Annotated in this window: 20 protein-coding genes; 19 read left to right on the forward strand and 1 reads right to left on the reverse strand. The window is 31.7% G+C overall.

All coding sequences use genetic code 11. From position 1 onward, the window contains the following. Positions 1-405 precede the first annotated feature (405 nt). The 18 genes from INR60_RS00230 to eutM all read left to right on the forward strand — a co-directional run bounded on the left by INR60_RS00230 (position 406) and on the right by eutM (position 14,392). Positions 406-1,458 (forward strand): DMT family transporter, encoded by a 1,053-nt coding sequence (locus INR60_RS00230; RefSeq protein ID WP_420797480.1) that lies wholly within the window; start codon positions 406-408, stop codon positions 1,456-1,458. 4 nt (positions 1,459-1,462) lie between these two features. Next, the gene (locus INR60_RS00235) at positions 1,463-1,729 is read left to right on the forward strand and encodes a hypothetical protein (RefSeq protein WP_194189460.1); all 267 of its coding nucleotides are present in this window, start codon (positions 1,463-1,465) and stop codon (positions 1,727-1,729) included. 22 nt (positions 1,730-1,751) lie between these two features. Beyond that, the gene (locus INR60_RS00240) at positions 1,752-2,048 is read left to right on the forward strand and encodes a BMC domain-containing protein (RefSeq protein ID WP_194189461.1); all 297 of its coding nucleotides are present in this window, start codon (positions 1,752-1,754) and stop codon (positions 2,046-2,048) included. 16 nt (positions 2,049-2,064) lie between these two features. Then, positions 2,065-2,364: a BMC domain-containing protein gene (locus INR60_RS00245; RefSeq protein WP_194190944.1), complete on the forward strand. Its 300-nt coding sequence runs from the start codon at positions 2,065-2,067 to the stop codon at positions 2,362-2,364. Between the two features lie 24 nt (positions 2,365-2,388). Further along, entirely contained in the window at positions 2,389-3,876 is a 1,488-nt protein-coding gene (locus INR60_RS00250; RefSeq protein WP_194189462.1) for an aldehyde dehydrogenase family protein, read from the forward strand. Between the two features lie 20 nt (positions 3,877-3,896). Next, a complete protein-coding gene (gene cutC, locus INR60_RS00255) occupies positions 3,897-6,443 on the forward strand; it encodes a choline trimethylamine-lyase (protein ID WP_194189463.1) in 2,547 nt (848 codons plus the stop codon). A gap of 86 nt (positions 6,444-6,529) precedes the next feature. Beyond that, complete coding sequence (cutD, locus tag INR60_RS00260; RefSeq protein ID WP_194189464.1) at positions 6,530-7,483, forward strand: choline TMA-lyase-activating enzyme; 954 nt, start codon at positions 6,530-6,532, stop codon at positions 7,481-7,483. 1 nt (position 7,484) lies between these two features. Continuing rightward, positions 7,485-7,841 carry a BMC domain-containing protein gene (locus tag INR60_RS00265; protein WP_194189465.1) on the forward strand — a complete coding sequence of 119 codons (357 nt, stop codon included), beginning with the start codon at positions 7,485-7,487 and terminating at the stop codon, positions 7,839-7,841. Continuing rightward, a complete protein-coding gene (locus INR60_RS00270) occupies positions 7,838-8,272 on the forward strand; it encodes a EutP/PduV family microcompartment system protein (RefSeq protein ID WP_194189466.1) in 435 nt (144 codons plus the stop codon). Before INR60_RS00265 ends, INR60_RS00270 begins: the two co-directional genes overlap by 4 nt. Positions 8,273-8,288: 16 nt before the next feature. Further along, positions 8,289-8,903: a cobalamin adenosyltransferase gene (locus tag INR60_RS00275; RefSeq protein WP_194189467.1), complete on the forward strand. Its 615-nt coding sequence runs from the start codon at positions 8,289-8,291 to the stop codon at positions 8,901-8,903. A gap of 4 nt (positions 8,904-8,907) precedes the next feature. Further along, positions 8,908-9,753, forward strand: a complete 846-nt coding sequence (gene eutJ, locus INR60_RS00280) for an ethanolamine utilization protein EutJ (RefSeq protein WP_194189468.1) — start codon at positions 8,908-8,910, stop codon at positions 9,751-9,753. 15 nt (positions 9,754-9,768) lie between these two features. Further along, on the forward strand, positions 9,769-10,071 hold the full coding sequence (locus INR60_RS00285; protein WP_194189469.1) for a BMC domain-containing protein: 303 nt from the start codon (positions 9,769-9,771) through the stop codon (positions 10,069-10,071). Further along, positions 10,068-10,334: a EutN/CcmL family microcompartment protein gene (locus INR60_RS00290; protein ID WP_194189470.1), complete on the forward strand. Its 267-nt coding sequence runs from the start codon at positions 10,068-10,070 to the stop codon at positions 10,332-10,334. Before INR60_RS00285 ends, INR60_RS00290 begins: the two co-directional genes overlap by 4 nt. Before the next feature lie 33 nt (positions 10,335-10,367). Next, on the forward strand, positions 10,368-11,042 hold the full coding sequence (locus INR60_RS00295) for a EutQ-related cupin domain-containing protein (RefSeq protein ID WP_194189471.1): 675 nt from the start codon (positions 10,368-10,370) through the stop codon (positions 11,040-11,042). 23 nt (positions 11,043-11,065) lie between these two features. Continuing rightward, positions 11,066-11,719: a BMC domain-containing protein gene (locus INR60_RS17445; RefSeq protein ID WP_194189472.1), complete on the forward strand. Its 654-nt coding sequence runs from the start codon at positions 11,066-11,068 to the stop codon at positions 11,717-11,719. 25 nt (positions 11,720-11,744) lie between these two features. Next, positions 11,745-13,340: an acetaldehyde dehydrogenase (acetylating) gene (locus INR60_RS00305; RefSeq protein WP_194189473.1), complete on the forward strand. Its 1,596-nt coding sequence runs from the start codon at positions 11,745-11,747 to the stop codon at positions 13,338-13,340. A gap of 25 nt (positions 13,341-13,365) precedes the next feature. Then, positions 13,366-14,019: a phosphate propanoyltransferase gene (locus tag INR60_RS00310; RefSeq protein WP_194189474.1), complete on the forward strand. Its 654-nt coding sequence runs from the start codon at positions 13,366-13,368 to the stop codon at positions 14,017-14,019. Positions 14,020-14,104: 85 nt separating this feature from the next. Further along, a complete protein-coding gene (gene eutM / locus INR60_RS00315) occupies positions 14,105-14,392 on the forward strand; it encodes an ethanolamine utilization microcompartment protein EutM (protein WP_194189475.1) in 288 nt (95 codons plus the stop codon). Between the two features lie 100 nt (positions 14,393-14,492). Here the strand turns inward: eutM and INR60_RS00320 are convergent, their stop codons facing one another. Beyond that, positions 14,493-16,553: a methyl-accepting chemotaxis protein gene (locus INR60_RS00320; protein ID WP_194189476.1), complete on the reverse strand. Its 2,061-nt coding sequence runs from the start codon at positions 16,551-16,553 to the stop codon at positions 14,493-14,495. A gap of 333 nt (positions 16,554-16,886) precedes the next feature. Here INR60_RS00320 and INR60_RS00325 point away from each other — a divergent pair, with 333 nt between their 5' ends. Continuing rightward, positions 16,887-17,534, forward strand: coding sequence for a GerMN domain-containing protein (locus INR60_RS00325; RefSeq protein ID WP_194189477.1), 648 nt, complete (start codon positions 16,887-16,889; stop codon positions 17,532-17,534). Positions 17,535-17,630: the final 96 nt, after the last annotated feature.

The following is a 17,630-nucleotide window of genomic DNA, read 5'->3' on the forward strand; positions in this document are numbered from 1 at the left end:
TATTCTATAAATTTCTTTAAAGAAGAAGTGGATAATTCATTCATAAAGTTTAAAAAACAGTCAATTTCTGTTGAATTTTTAATTAAATTTAAAAAACATCCCTAAAATAACGTTTACAAAATGACGAAATTTAATATTGACATTTAACTTAGGGGGAGGGATTATAATCAAATTGTAGAGAGAAAAGATAAAAATAAGAAGTATACACATTCCAATGCAAGAAAATTTTTAAGGTACATTTACATCACAAAAGTAAACGTTTAAAAATAGGGTGATTGTTAAAATTTAAACATACAATCAGTTTATTAATAAAAGATTAAACGGGAGGAGTTCTTATTTATGGCGGAGATATCAGTAGGAGTTGATTCTAAAAGCAAAACTAATGACGGAAGAATTAGTAAGGCTATGGAATTAAAGGAGAAAATGAAAAGCAATTTCTTTAAAAAAGGAGTTGGAATTGCACTTTTTTCAGGTATAGCTTACGGACTTTACACAGCATTTTTAACTATGGGAATGAGTAAAGGGGTTTGGGCTGATTGGTATGGTGCAAACACAGCTGGACTTTCAGCATTTATAGTAGTTTACTTACTAGCAGCACTTGGAAACGCAATTAATGATACATGTAGTGCATTTTGGGCGATTGGAAATTCCCTAGTGCAAGGTAAATTTAAAGATTTCATAAGATGTTTAAATTCTAAACCAGGAAGAATTATAGTAGGAGCAGCATTACTTGGAGGACCTATAGCTGGAACAGCTTACGTTATAGCACTTCAAATGGCAGGCCCTATAATAGTTCCTATCTCAGCACTTTGTCCTGCAATAGCAGCGATTCTAGGTAAAATACTTTACAAGCAAGAGATCACAAAACGTATGGCAATAGGAATTGCAATTTGTGTTTGTGCAAGTTTCTTAATTGGAAGTACAGGATTCCAAGGTGGAGTTTCAGGAACAGTATTTTTAGGTATTTTTATAGCACTTATAGCAGCACTTGGCTGGGGATTTGAAGGTTGTGTTGCAGGATATGCATCAACTATGGTAGACCCTCAAATCGGTATTTGTATTCGTCAATTAACATCAGGTATAGCTAACCTATTTATAGTAGTACCTATAATGGGACTTTTAGCTGGAGATATAAATATATCTAAAAACCTAGTTATTGATGCATTTACTAGTGGCCCTGCAATGATTTGGTTTGTATTAAGTGGATTACTTACATTCCTAACATTTATGTCTTGGTATAAAGGGAATAGTATGTGTGGAGCTGGTCTTGGAACAGCTTGTAACGGTACATATTCATTCTTTGGACCATTCTTCTGTTACTTAATATTAGGTGTGATTTCAGGAATAGACGGTTGGTCATTACCTATAGTAGCTTGGGTTGGAGCAATTATTATGATGATTGGTATATTAACTATAGCTACAAATCCTTTAGACTTTTTCAAAAAGAAGGAGGCATAAATTTATGAAACCTTTAAATTATGCAATATTAAAACATTTTACTAAAGTTCACGAAGCTTCAGTTATAGATATTATGGAAGCTTTAAAAGGAGATTACCAAAGCTTTAAAACTTTTAATAAAGAATCAATAATAGATGCTTTATTAACAGCAGAAGCAAACGGGTTAATCGAAGAAACTAGAGTTGATTTAGACCACAATGAGGAGCTTTTAATTTTCTATCATGCAAACGAAGAAAGTAAAGCTACTATTAATGGGTATATAAGAGATTAATTTAAATTGGAGGTATTAACATATGAAATATTATGGAGATGAAGCTTTAGGGCTTGTAGAAACAATAGGTCTAGTTCCAGCACTTGAGGCTGCAGATAAAATGCTTAAAGCTGCAAATGTTGAATTAGTTTCATACGAAAATATTGGTTCAACTCTTGTTACTATTATGGTTAAAGGTGATGTTGCTGCTGTAAAAGCTGCTGTAGAAGTTGGAGCTGAAGCTGCAAATGCTATAGGAAAATTAACAGCTAAAAATGTTATGCCAAGACCTATTAAAGAAGTTGGAAAAATAGTATCAGTTCATGATATAGATGAATAGAAAGGAAATGGTTAATATGATTAGACGTGAAGCAATAGGATTAATTGAAACGTTTGGACTAGTTTTTGCTCTAGAAGCAGCTGATGCTATGTGTAAAGCAGCCGATGTTGAATTAGTAGGATATGAAAACGTGGCATCTGGTTATATTTCAGTAATAGTAACAGGAGATGTTGGAGCTTGCAAAGCTGCTGTAGATGCAGGAGTTAGAGCTGTAGAAGAAATGGAAGATGGAAATCTTTATAGCTCAGTAGTTATAGCAAGACCTCATAATGATCTTCAAAAAATTATAGATAAATACGCTATAGAATCACTATAGAAATTAATAAAAGGGGAGAAGAGAATGAATATTATAGATAATGATTTACTCTCCATGCAAGAAGCTAGAATACTTGTTGAAAACGCAAGAGAAGCTCAAAAAAGTTTATCAACTTTCCCTCAAGAAAAGTTAGATGAAATAGTAAACCGTATGTTAGAAGTTATAAAAGATTACCACGGTGAACTTTCTAGGTTAGCTTTTGAAGAGACAGATTCCGGAAAGGTAGAAGATAAATTAATAAAAGATAAGTTTGTTGTTTCTTATTTAAAGAAAAAGTTAGAGGGAATGAAATGCGTTGGGATTATAGGAAAAGATGAAAAAAATAAAACCGTTGATATCGGAGTTCCTATAGGAGTAATAACAGCATTTTGCCCTATGACAAGCCCAGTTTCAACAATTATTTATAATGCAGTTATAGCTGTAAAGTCAGGAAATGCAATAGTTTTTGCACTTCACCCAAAAGCTAAAAATGTAATGAAGAGAACTTTAGATATTTTAATTAGAGCTGCAAACGGGTATGGACTTCCAGAGGGAGCTATATCGTATTTAAGCATAGTTTCAGAAAGCGGTTTTAAAGAGTTAATGAATCACCGTGATACTTCACTAGTTATGAACACAAGTGTTAAAGAATTACTTAAAATTTCAGACAAATGTGGAAAACCTGTGATTTATGGCGGAACAGGTAACGGACCTGCTTTTATAGAGAGAACTGCAAACATTAAAAAAGCAGTTAAAGATATTATTGATAGCAAAAGTTTTGATTACGGAATAGTTTCAGGTGCAGAGCAATCTATAGTTGTAGATAGTCCAATTGCAAATGAAGTAAAAGAAGAACTTATAAAAAACGGAGCTTATTTTATGAGTGAAGAAGAATCTGAGTCATTAATAAAAATCCTTTTTGATAAGTATGGTAATTTTGAAAAAGAATTTATCGGAAAGTCAGCAAAGGATCTAAGTAAGAGAGCAGGTTTTAATATTCCTCAAGATGTAAATGTTTTAATATCTAATCAAAAATTCGTTTCTTTAGATAATTTATATTCTAAAGAAAAGCTTTGCCCAGTACTTTCCTTCTACGTGGAAGACGACTGGATGCACGCTTGCGAAAAATGCATAGAGTTACTTTTAAGCGAGAGGCAAGGACATACGCTTATTATTCACTCAAATGATGAAGAGGTTATAAAACAATTTGCACTTAAAAAGCCAGTTGGAAGAATCTTAGTAAATACTTCTGGAGTATTTGGAAGTATGGGAGGAACTACGAACCTATTCCCATCTATGACTTTAGGAAGTGGTTCTGCATTAAAAGGAATGACATCAGACAACGTATCTCCAATGAACTTATTATATATAAGAAAAGTTGGATACGAAGTTCGAGATAAAGATGAGTTTTTAAATTCTATAGGCATGAATAGAGAGGTTAATAATGATATAGATGAAGGTTTAGATAATTCTGTAGATAATATGAAGCTTCTTAAAAATGTTTTAACTAGAATATTAAAAGAAACTAATTAAAGAGTAAAGGAGTAGATAAAATGGATATTCGTGAATTTTCAAATAAATTTATGGAAGCCACAAAAAATATGTCTGAAAATGAGCGTCAAGCACTATTAAAAATGTTTGAAAGCGTGTCAGATGATATTAAAAAAGATGATGAACCTAAAGTTACAGAATGTATAGTTACTTCAAATGATGGAAGTATTCCAGATGGAATAACAGAGCGTTTAAAGAAACTTAAAGATAATTATTTAAAACATGTTCCAACAATAACAACTCATAGAGCTAGAGCTATAACTGAAATAGCAAAGCAAAACCCAGGAACACCAAAATCAATATTAAGAGGAAAATGTTTTAAACATTGCTGCGAAACAGCACCACTTGTAATCCAAGATAACGAGCTTATAGTAGGAGCTCCAAACGGTGCTCCAAGAGCTGGAGCATTCTCTCCTGATATAGCTTGGAGATGGATGGTAGATGAAATAGATACTATAGGGGAAAGAGCACAAGACCCTTTCTACATCTCAGAAGAAGATAAAAAGTTTATGAGAGAAGAATTATTCCCATTTTGGCAAGGTAAATCAGTAGATGAATACTGTGAAGACCAATATAGAGAAGCTGGAGTTTGGGAACTTTCAGGAGAATCATTTGTATCAGATTGCTCTTACCACGCAGTTAATGGTGGAGGAGATTCAAACCCAGGATACGATGTTATCTTAATGAAAAAGGGAATGATAGATATAGTTAATGAAGCTAAAGAAAAGCTTTTAGAACTTAACTATGCAAACCCTGATGATATAGAAAAAATATACTTCTATAAATCACTTATAGATACAGCAGAAGGTGTAATGATATATGCAAAACGTATGTCAAACTACGCTAAAGAATTAGCAGATAAAGAAACAAATCCAAAAAGAAAAGCAGAACTTTTAAAAATTTCAGAAGTAAATGCTAAAGTTCCAGCTCACAAACCAGAAACATTCTATGAAGCTATTCAAGCTGTTTGGACTATAGAATCACTACTTGTAGTTGAAGAAAACCAAACTGGTATGTCAATAGGACGTGTTGACCAATACATGTACGAGTACTTTAAAAACGACTTAGAGTCAGGAAGAATGACTGAGTTTGAAGCCTTTGAACTTGCAGGATGTATGTTAATTAAAATGTCAGAGATGATGTGGATTACAAGTGAAGGAGGATCTAAATTCTTCGCAGGATATCAACCATTTGTAAATATGTGTGTTGGTGGAGTTACAAGAGAAGGAAGAGATGCAACTAACGAACTAACTTATCTTTTAATGGATGCAGTAAGACACGTTAAGATTTATCAACCATCTCTAGCTTGCCGTATTCACAAATCATCACCTCAAAAATATCTTAAAAAGATAGTTGAAGTTATCCGTGCAGGAATGGGATTCCCAGCTTGTCACTTTGATGATGTTCACATAAAGATGATGCTTGCAAAAGGCGTATCGATTGAAGATGCTAGAGATTACTGCTTAATGGGATGTGTAGAGCCACAAAAATCAGGTAGATTATATCAATGGACTTCAACAGGATATACTCAATGGCCAATTTGTATAGAATTAGTTTTAAATAACGGTATTCCATTATGGTATGGAAAACAAGTTTGTCCAGACTTTGGAGATGTAGATAGCTTTAAAACTTACGAGCAGTTTGAAAATGCTGTTAAAGAGCAAATCAAATTTATAACTAAATGGACAAGCGTTGCAACAGTTATATCTCAAAGAGTTCACAAAGAACTTGCACCAAAACCTCTTATGTCAATGATGTATGAAGGATGTATGGAAAAAGGTAGAGGTGTAGAAGCTGGTGGTGCTATGTATAACTTCGGACCTGGAGTTGTATGGAGCGGACTTGCAACTTATATAGATTCAATGGCTGCAATTAAAAAGTTAGTATTTGAAGAAAAGAAATACACTTTAAGAGAGTTTAAAGAAGCTTTAAAAGCAGATTTCGTTGGATATGAAAAATTAAGAAAAGACTGTTTAGAAGCTCCAAAGTATGGTAATGATGATGACTACGCTGATTACATCGGTGCAGATTTAATTAACTTTACTGAAATGGAACATAGAAAATATAAAACATTATATTCAGTTTTAAGTCACGGAACTTTATCAATTTCAAATAACACTCCATTTGGTCAGTTAACAGGTGCTACTGCAAATGGACGTAGAGCTTGGACTCCTCTTTCAGATGGTATAAGTCCAACTCAAGGAGCAGATTTTAAAGGGCCAACAGCTATTATTAAATCTGTTTCAAAAATGGCTTGTGACAATATGAATATAGGAATGGTTCATAACTTTAAATTAATGTCAGGACTTTTAGATACACCAGAAGGAGAACAAGGAATAATAACACTTTTAAGAAGTGCTTGTGCTCTTCAACTTGGAGAAATCCAATTTAACTATCTAGATAACAACACATTAATAGAAGCTCAAAAAAATCCAGAAGCTTATAGAGATTTAATAGTTAGGGTAGCTGGATATAGTGCTTACTTTGTAGAGTTATGCAAAGATGTTCAAGATGAGATTATAAGTAGAACTATGCTAACACATTTTTAATAAAATTATAAATCTTTCTTTGGGGGATAAAAGTTAATTTAAACTTCCCCAAAAGAAAAGATTTAAAAAAGCTTAGGAGTTTAGATATGAATAATAACACAAATGGAATTATCGAAAGAAAGGCAAGAATTTTCAATATACAAAAATACAATATGTATGACGGCCCAGGTGTTAGAACTATAGTGTTTTTTAGAGGTTGTCCTTTGCGCTGTAAATGGTGTGCAAATCCTGAAGGGATGATGGTAAAAAATAGAGTCATGTTTAAGAAAGATCTTTGTGAAAACTGCTTAGAATGTGTAGATGTTTGCCCCGTTAAGGTGCACAAAGTAAATAGCGTTACAGGACTTCATGAAATAGATAGAGAAGTTGATTGCATAGGCTGTAGAAAATGTGAAGAATCTTGCGTAAAATCAGCAATAAATATAGTCGGTGAAAACAAGACTATATCAGAATTACTAGAGATCATAGAAGAGGATAGAACCTTTTATGAGATGTCAGGTGGTGGAGTTACTCTTGGAGGAGGGGAAGTTTTAATGCAACCTGAAGCTGCATTAAGTCTTCTTATGGCTTGTAAAAATGTTGGAATCAATACAGCTATAGAAACATCTGGATATACAAAAACGGAAAATATTTTAAAAATTGCAGAATTTACTGATTTATTCCTATTTGATATTAAGCACATAAACTCTGATGAGCATTTTAAATGGACAGGAGTTAGAAATGAGCAGATTTTAGAAAATTTAAAAAATCTTCTTCAAAATAAATTTAATGTCCAAATACGTATGCCTCTTTTAAAGGGTGTAAATGATAGCGAAGAAGCAATAACTAAAGCTATGGAATTTTTACTACCATATAAAGATTATAAAAATTTCAAAGGTATAGATTTATTACCATATCACAAGATGGGAGTTAATAAATATAACCAACTTGGCATTGAATACCCAGTATACGGCGACCCTAGTTTAAGCGAAGAAGACTTAAACAGAATTGAAAATTATATCAAAAGATATGAAATGAATGCAAAGGTAGTTCGTCACTAAAATGAGTAGTAATTTAAATGATAGAAATATACAAAGGGTAATTCAAGAATCAGTACCAGGAAAGCAAATAACTTTATCACATATTATTGCATCTCCTATGAAAGATATTTATGACAGATTAGGAGTAGATGAAAAGGGAGCTATAGGGATACTTACATTATCACCTTATGAAACTGCAATTATAGCAGCAGATATTGCAACTAAATCATCAGACGTTGAGATTGGTTTTTTAGATAGATTTACAGGGTCAGTCTTAATAAGTGGTGATGTAGATAGTGTAAATGAAGCTTTAATATCAGTAAATCAAACCTTAAAAGAGATGTTAGGTTTTACTGTTTGCCCTATAACTAGAACATGAAGAAAAAGAGAATTATGGTTGTTGGGAGAAGAGCCTCTGGAAAAACAACTATAGTAAATTTTTTAAATGATTATAAGGGTCCTCTGAAGCGGACAGCAGATGTTATTTATGGTGAAAAAACTATGGATATTCCAAGTTCTTATTTAGAAAGCCCTTGGATGTATAAGCACATTATAGCCTTAGCACAAGATGCTAAAAAAATAGTATATGTATTAGATTCTAAAAATCCTAAAGAGACAATAAGTGATGGCTTTACAAAACTTTTTAATTTAGAAGTTGTTGGAGTTATAAATAAGGCTAATGATGATGAAAAAAATATTAAAACATGCAAGGAAACTTTAAAGAGGATAGGAATAAACGAGCCATATTTTTTAATTAGAGAAAATAGTGAAGTAGATATGAAATACCTTAAAGAGTATCTACTTAAATAGGTAGGTGAATAGATAAATGCTTAGATTTATTACTGAAGATTATTTAAAAGACTTATATAGAAAAGAGCCCTTTAAAGAATTTAAGCTAAGAGAAGATCAAAGGCTTACTCCTGGAGGGAGACAATATTTACTAGATAAAGGGATAAAAATAAATAGTAATTTACCTACAGATAGCAAAAAAGAAGAAGTTAAAGAAGAGGTTTTAATAGATTTAGATAAAAAAGACAGTCACAAAATCGTTACATACAAATTAAAATCTATTGAAGCATCATTTTTAGAAGCAGCAAGCAAGATAATTAATGAGGACTTAAAACTATCTCAAAAGCTTATAGATTTAGAGAGAGAAATAAAAAATTTAAGAGAGTTTACAGAAGGAAAAACAAAATTAGAATCCATTAATCCTAAAGTTTGTGATTTTGAAAGTATCGAAATAGAAATTACAGACGTTTATATACACCTAAAAGAATGCGAAAAAATATTAAATATTTACATCCTCCTTTGTAAACTTAACGAATTTAAATATTACCTTCTAGAAATAGAAGAAGATGAGATAGTTTTAGTTATAAAAAACAATTTAGAAGATATTATAAAAGAATTATCTATGACTATATCTATGGAAATAGGAGGATAAAATATTGAGTGATAAAAGTAAAACTTTCGAGTACTGTGATGATTTAGTAAGTAAATTCGAGAAGGTTATAGAAGACCCAATCTTAGAAAAGTCATCAGTTTATTATACAGGGGTGGACCTTGGAACTGCGTGTGTAGTTTTAGCAGTCCTAGATGAAAATTACAGACCAGTTGCAGGAGCGTATAGATATGCTGATGTTGTACGAGACGGTATGGTAGTTGATTATATTGGTGCAGTAAAAATAGTTAGAGAATTAAAAAAAGAGATAGAAGAAAAGTTAAACTCTGAACTAATTTATGCAGCAGCCGCTATTCCACCTGGAACAGATTCCTTAGACGGTGGGGCTATAAAAAACGTTGTACAAGCTGCGGGATTCGAACTTACAAACCTATTAGATGAACCTACAGCTGCAAACGAAGTTTTGAAAATTCAAAACGGAGCTGTAGTTGATATAGGGGGAGGAACTACTGGTACTTCCATTATAAAAGATGGAAAAGTAGTTTATGTTGCAGACGAGGCAACAGGGGGAACTCACTTCTCCTTAGTTATCTCAGGCGCATACGGAATGACTTTTGATGAAGCTGATGAATTTAAAAGAGATAATAGTAAACATGAAGAATTATTACCAGTTTTAAAACCTGTAATTGAAAAGGTTGGTTCAATAATTAATGATCATATAAACGGGCAAGACGTTAGAGAGATATCATTAGTTGGAGGAACAGCTTGCCTTACAGGAATTGAAGGGGTAATAGAAAATAAGATTAAGGTATATACACATAAACCAAAGAATCCTATGTTTGTTACGCCGCTTGGAATAGCACTAAGTTGCACAAGTGAGATTTTAGATTAAAGGGAGCTTTAAGCTATGGATTTTAAACTTATAAAATCACCTACAGAAGGGACAAAACGTGCTCTTATAAAGAGGATGGGAATAGAAGGCAAAGAAGCGATAGAAAATGTGGATGCTATAGGCCTTATGCAAGGCAAATTAATAGAGATGATTTATGCGATAGATGTTGCTGAAAAAGCAGCAGGGGTAATAGTTGAAGATATAAAGGGAACTTGCCCTCAGCATATGACTTCAATTGCGATTCTTGGAGACACAGCATCAGTAGAATCTGCAATAGAAGAGATAAAAATAAAGATGAAAGAAGGAAAGGGCTTATGATAACAGCAAAATTAATAGATAATATCTGGGCAACTAGAAAAGCGGATAATCTTTATGGACTTAAGTTTATGTTAGCTGAGGAAATAGGCGGAAGCTTTAGTGGAAGAAGATTCATAGTTGTAGATAATATTGGGGCTGGGATAGGAGATAGAGTTATCGTAAGCACAGGATCATCTGCAAGAAAGATGCTAAAAGATGATGAGATACCAGTTGATGCTGCAGTTATAGGGATTATAGACGAAGACTGCAAATTCAGCGAATAAAATAAATTATAATCTTTGAAAGGATGTGAGAAGGTGAAAAGATTAATTTGTGCAAAAGATATGGAAGAATTTTTAGCTACAGGAGAAAAGGTTTTCTATATAGACAAAGATATAATCTTGACTCCATCAGCTAAAGATATAGCTAAAAATAATAACATTTCATTTACTACAGAAAAAATTAGTGAGAAAGAAATTTTTAGTGCTGAATCTAAATGCTTAGAAAATATAGTTTCAAAAAATGGAGATGCTATGAAGCTTTTAGATATGTTTAAAGAGTTAGTTAATGAAGGTTTACTTCAAGAGATGTTAAAAATATTAGCTACAGGAGAAAGTTCAAACTTTATATCTTCAGTAGATGAAAGTGGATTAAAAGTAGTAAGAGGAAATTCAGTAAAGATGGATGTCTTTGATACTGGAAACCCAGATAATAAAGTATTTTTCCAAGAGCTAGTTAGTAAAGACGAATCTAAGATGAGCGCTGGATTTTTAATAATTGAAGATTCAGAGTTTGAGTGGGAACTAACTTACGAAGAAATAGATTACGTAATAGAAGGAACAGTAACTGTTTCTATAAATGGTAAAACATATGAAGCAAATGCTGGAGATGTGTTATTTGTTCCTAAAAACTCTAAAGTAGTTTGGGGATCGCCTAATAAAGCTAAATTATTCTACGCAACATATCCAGCTAACTGGGCAGATTTACTTTAATTACTTAAGGAGGATAGATAATCATGCAAGCAATAGGAATGATAGAAACTAAAGGGTTGTTAGCAACTATTGAAGCGGCTGATGCTATGGTTAAATCAGCAAATGTTAATATCCTTGAAAAAGTATATATAGGCGGAGGGTATGTTTCAGTTACTGTAACTGGTGATGTTGGAGCCGTTAAATCAGCTGTAGATGCTGGAGTTTCAGCAGTGAATAGATTAGATAGTAATGCTTTAGTTTCAAACCATGTGATTGCAAGACCACATAGAGATATAGAAAGCATAATAGAAACTAAACCTGCTATAGAAAGATTAGAAGAAACTATAGAGGAAGAAGTTTTTGAAGAATTAATTGAAGAAGTAGTAGAAGAGGCTATAGAGGAAGTTATAGAAGAAGATGTAACTGAAGCTGTAGAAGAGGCCTCTAAAGAAGAAGTTTTAGAAGATTTAGAAGTTCTAGATAAAATTATAGATCTAGAAATTACTAAAGAGGAATTAGACAAGCTTGTAAAAGAAAAAGGTTTAGAAGAAGCTTTTAAAGATTTAGATAGCTTAAAGGTATCTAAAGTTAGAAAACTTTGTAAAGAATATAAGGATTTAGACATTACAAGTAAGGCTATTTCAAAGGCAGATAAGGTGTCACTTCTAAATAGACTTAAAAATCATTATAAAAAATAGTCTTTAAAGAAGGAGGAATATTGGTTTGGAAAATTTCGATAAAGATTTAAGATCAATACAAGAAGCTAGAAACTTAGCAAGAAGAGGAAAGATTGCAGCAAACAAAATTGCTGATTTTAGCGAAGAAGAAATAGATAAAATAGTTAGAAATATGGTTAAAGCTGCAAAGGAAAATGAATTATGTTTAGCTGAGATGGCTGTAGAAGAAACTGGATTTGGTAAAGTTTTAGATAAAGCTACAAAAAACAACTTAGCATCAGAGGTTTTATATGACTCAATAAAAGATATGAAAACTATAGGTGTTATAAAAGAGGATAAAGAAAATAAATTAATTGATATAGCAGAGCCTGTAGGATTAGTTATGGGGATAGTTCCTTCAACAAACCCAACATCAACTGCAATATTTAAATCAATAATAGCAATAAAATCAAGAAATGCTATAGTATTTTCACCTCACCCATCAGCTGTTAAATGTACAAGCACAGCAGCAAAACTTATGCACGATGCAGCTGTAGAAGCTGGAGCACCAGAAGATATTATAACTTGTGTTACATTAACTTCAATAGGAGCTACAAATGAACTTATGAAAGCAAAAGAAGTAAGTTTAATAATAGCAACAGGTGGTCCTGGAATGGTAAAAGCAGCTTATTCATCAGGAAAACCAGCACTTGGAGTAGGAGCTGGAAACTCACCTGCATATATTGAGAGAACTGCAAATGTTGAAAAAGCTATAAGAAACATAATAGCTAGTAAAACTTTCGATAACGGAACAATATGTGCATCAGAACAATCAATAATCTGCGAATACTGTAACGAAGCTAAGGTTGTAGAAGAACTTAAAAAGTCTGGCGGATACTTTATGACAGAAGATGAGACAAATAAAGTTTGCAGTCTTTTATTTAAGCAAGGGAACGCTATGAACGCAGCATTTGTTGGAAGAAGCGCAGAATATATTGCAAAAGCTGCAGACATTTACGTACCAGAAGGAACTAAAGTTTTAATAGGAAGACAAGGGGGCGTAGGACCTAAATACCCTCTATCTTATGAAAAACTTACAACAGTTCTTGGATTCTATGTAGTAAATGACTGGATGGAAGCTTGTGAATTAAGTATAGAACTTCTTCAAAATGGAATAGGTCATACTATGAGTATTCACACAGAAGATATAGAAATAGTTAAAAAGTTTGCTAAAAAACCAGCATCAAGGATTTTAGTAAATACAGGCGGATCATTTGGAGGAACAGGAGCTTCAACAGGACTTATGCCATCTTTCACTTTAGGATGTGGAACATGGGGAGGAAGTTCAGTTTCAGAAAACGTAACTCCAATGCATCTTATAAATATAAAGAGAGTTGCTTATGGCTTAATCGATTGTGATGCCATCGGTAAAGGAAGAGAAAATAATAGCAATAAAACTTGCTGTGAAACTAATTACACTGATAATTGCTGTAATAATTCAAATAAAACATACGGGGAAATGAACTTAAGTCCAGCTGAGATTCAAAGAAAATCAGAAAAACCTGTAACTATAGATGAGACAATCGTAGAAAAAGTTAATAACTTAGATAACGAAGAAGTGATGGACTTAGTAAATAAAATCATAGCTACTATGAAAAAGTAGAAACTATGAAGAGGTAGATTTAAACATGGAAAATTTAGATGAAGTATTAAAACTTTTACTTACAGCAGTTAAGGAAAGTGAAGAAAAGAAAAAAGAAGTTAAAGATTCTTTTGAGATCCCAGTTGGAATCTCAAATAGACATATACATCTTTCAAAAAAACATGTTGAAATGCTTTTTGGAGAAGGATATGAATTAACAAAATTTAAGGATTTATCACAAAAAGGACAGTATGCTTGCAAAGAAACTGTAACTGTATGTGGTCCTAGAGGATCTTTAGAAAAGATAAGAGTGCTTGGCCCAGTTAGAAGTAAGACACAAGTAGAATTATCTATAGGTGATTGTAGAGCTACTGGAGTTTCACCAAGCGTTAGACTTTCAGGAGATTTAAAAAATACATCAGGAATAACTTTAATTGGACCTAAAGGAAGTGTCCAGTTAGAAGAAGGTGTAATAGTAGCACAAAGACATATCCACATGAATAACGAACATGCAGAGCATTTTAAAGTTTCTGATGGGGATATAGTTAGTATAGAAATAAAAGGTTTAAGAGGGGGAGTTTTAAATAACGTAAGTATTAGAACTAACGATTCGTTTAGCCTTGAGTGCCACTTAGATGTAGAAGAGGCAAACTCTTTTGGAATAACACCAAAATCAAAAATAAAGATTTTAAGCGCTTAAAAAATATCGCTTAAAATAAAAAACATTAATAAGTTTATAAAAAAATTAAAATAAAAAATAAAAGGATTTTTAGGAGGATTTTAATATGAAATACGATGCTTTAGGAATGATTGAAACAAAAGGATTAATAGGATCAATAGAGGCTGCTGACGCAATGGTTAAGGCTGCTAATGTTTACTTAATAGGAAAAGAATATGTTGGAGGCGGACTTGTAACTGTAATGGTTAGAGGTGACGTAGGAGCAGTTAAAGCTGCAACAGATGCAGGAGCAGCTGCAGCGCAAAGAGTTGGGGAGTTAGTTTCAGTACACGTTATCCCAAGACCACATTCAGAAGTTGAAGTTATATTACCAACTTCAAAAGAAGAAAAATAATTTAAAAAAGCTTCTACTTAAATAATTTTTAACTAATAAAGAAAAAAGTCTTTGCAAAAATTCATTGCAAAGACTTTTTTAATTTTAAATAATATTATTTTTATAGCTTAAATTTATCAACATTTTCTTCAAGGTTTTCAGTTATGTTTATAAGAATTTCTGAAGCGTTTGAAACAGTATCAACTGATTCAGCTTGAGAGTGAATAGTTGCTGAAATTTCTTCAGTTGCAGCAGCTGACTCTTCGCAAATAGCTGTGATTCCCTCTATAGAATTAAGCACATCAGCTTTTGAACTTTCTATATTATCCATATCTTTTGCAAGGGTAATTATTTTACTTGCCATAGATTTAAATGAATTACTTAAATCATCAAATACCTTTGAAGATACATCCATAGATATATTAGCTTCTTTAATAGTGTCATTAGAATCACCTATTACTTTTTCGATATTATCAATATTTTTGCAAATATCATTTATGATAACTTCGATTTCGTTAGTAGAACGAGAAGTTTCTTCTGAAAGTTTTCTAATCTCTTCAGCTACAACACCAAAGCCTTTACCAGCTTCACCAGCTCTTGCAGCTTCTATTGCTGCATTTAATGATAAAAGGTTAGTTTGTTCTGAAATAGAATTTATAGCAACTACTATATTTCCTATAGATTTAGATTTCTCTGCTAAAATTTTAACATTCTCAGTTGTAGCTATTCCCATAGAAGTAGTTAAATCTAACTTGCTTACTAAGTCTTTCATAGCTTCTCCACCATTATTATTAAATTCAATAACTTTATTTAAATCATTTTTTATAGTTTCAACTGAATTAACTGCACTATCAACTCTACTTGCAAGTTCAGCTAACATTTCAGAACCTTTTTGAGCCTCGCTAGCTTGCTCTTGAGCTCCGTTTGCAAGTTCCATAACAGTTTGATTAATGCTTACAGAAGATTCTTTTAAGTCTTGGGTTATAGAATTTAAAGTCTCTGCTTGAGAGAATGTGCTATCAGAACATTCTTTTATGTGAGACATGCTTTCTTTAAGAACTTTTCTTAAATGAAGAACAGCATTTCCCATAATTCCAGTTTCATCTTCGGGGAATTTATAATTATTATATTCATCCTTATCCTTTAAATCTAAATTAGCTGTAGTATTAACTAAAGTAGAAAGGAAATTTATAGGGTCAGTTATTTTTCTAGAAATATATAAAGCTATTATTGCAACTATTATGCAGATAATAACAGTTATAAGAACGTTAACCATAATACCTTTATTAATGCTGCTGAATATATCATTTTCATTTGCTATTATAGCCATAATATTTCCATTAGTAAGTTTAGTGTAACTTAGGATAGCTTTTTTACCATTAGCATTAACTTCCTCTGTACCTGTAGTTTTATCGCCTATTTTTAAATCAACACCTAAAGTGTTTTTTAAAGATTCATCTGGTTTTGCATTTTTATTTACTATAAAGTTCAAATCTTTATTAGTTAAAAAAGCATAACCGTCATCAAATACTTTTACATTGTCTATCATTTCTTTAAACTTATCAAAAAATAAGTCTATAGCAATAACACCAATCAATTTATCATTTGAATATATAGGCATAGTGTAAGACATTCTCATATTAGAAGAGTGAGCATCAGTATGAGCGTCGCTCCAAATAGGAGATTTAGAATTTACAGGGTTATAATACCACTGCATATCCGGAGCATCAGGTTTAAATTGATCTTTAGTAAATTTATTCTTTTTAACTAAAGGTCCGCCTAAAGTATCTCTTTCATAGATTATTTGATGAGTTTTGTCAGTAAGTTCAGGGTTAATTATAAGAGCTACCCCGAGTGCATCATTATAATCTTTTGCAATGTTTTTTATGTATGGATCTAGCATATTAGTGAAATCAGTTATGTACTTGTCGTTTTTATCTAGCTTTCCTTCATCAAAAACATTAGATACTAAAAGATCAATGCTATTTGCATAGTTCATAGTTTTATTTAAGACGTCATCTATAGAATCGGCATTAGTTTTAGATAGTAATTCCATATTACTAGTAGCCTGTTCTTTAAATAAAGACTTACTTTTAATAGTACTTGTAGTTGTGATTATTATAGATGTAACAATACAACAAAAAAGTATTGAAAACATCACTTTAGTAGATATTTTTTTCATAGCCTTCCTCCTTTGCTTCCCAAATAATGTTATCGAGTTAAATGAGAATAAACTTTATATGATATTTAAAACCTTAGAGAAATTTATTATTAATGAAAGGAGTTTAAAGGAAATAGCTTATTAAATTTAAAGAATTTAGAATATGGATGTTATTTAATGGATATAGATTAAATATAGGAAAGAAGAGTGAAATTTTAGGAAGTAGTTTAAAATTAGGATAAATTTGGTATAATAAAGATATAGAAAACTAATCATAAATTCTCTTTTTTCAAAAATAAATTGGTTATTTAATAATAGTCTTTTAAATTATTTTAAAATGGGAGGAGATTAATTATGAAAAAGATACTATCTTTAATTTTGATTATGTCTATGTTTATTTTAGTAGGGTGTGGTGAAAAAAAGGATGCGAGTCCTAAGGAAGAAGGAGCTCAAACTACAGAACAAACTAGTAGTGATGAAAAAGAAAAGCCTAAAGAAGAAATAAAAGAAAATGAAAATAAAGATAAGACAAATGATAATACAGTAAAAGAAAAGGAAGATAGTAATGGTTCTAAAACTGAAGTAACTGATAAAAAAGACCCTGAAGAAAGCAAAGTAAAAACTTTAAATGTAAATATGTACTTTTATGACGTTGTAAATGATAAATGGGTAAAAGAAAAAACTAAGGTTAAATCAGATAGAATTAAAGACCTAGTAATAGAAGTAAGAAATAACAAAAAAAGCGGTATTCCTAAAAAAACTAAAGTTTATAGCGTAACTATAAAAGATAAAATAGCAACAGTAGATTTAGGCCGTGAATTTTTAGACCCCCAAACAAACTCTTCAGCAGGGGCAACAGCTAAAGTATATTCTATAGTAAACACTTTATGCTTAAATAAGAATTTAGGAATAGACGGCGTTATGTTTTTAATAGATGGAAAAAAATCAGAAACTATAGGACCTATAGATAACACTAGAGTATTAAAACCTATGGGTGTTTAAGATATTAAAAGTCAGCAAATTAATTGCTGACTTTTAACTTTTTATGAATTATAAGTAGATGCATTCAAAATCGTTAGTATAAGGGCGATAATATAA

Origin of the sequence: Clostridium chrysemydis, from assembly GCF_015234215.1 — a bacterium.
GTDB classification, from domain to species: Bacteria; Bacillota; Clostridia; order Clostridiales; family Clostridiaceae; genus Clostridium; species Clostridium chrysemydis.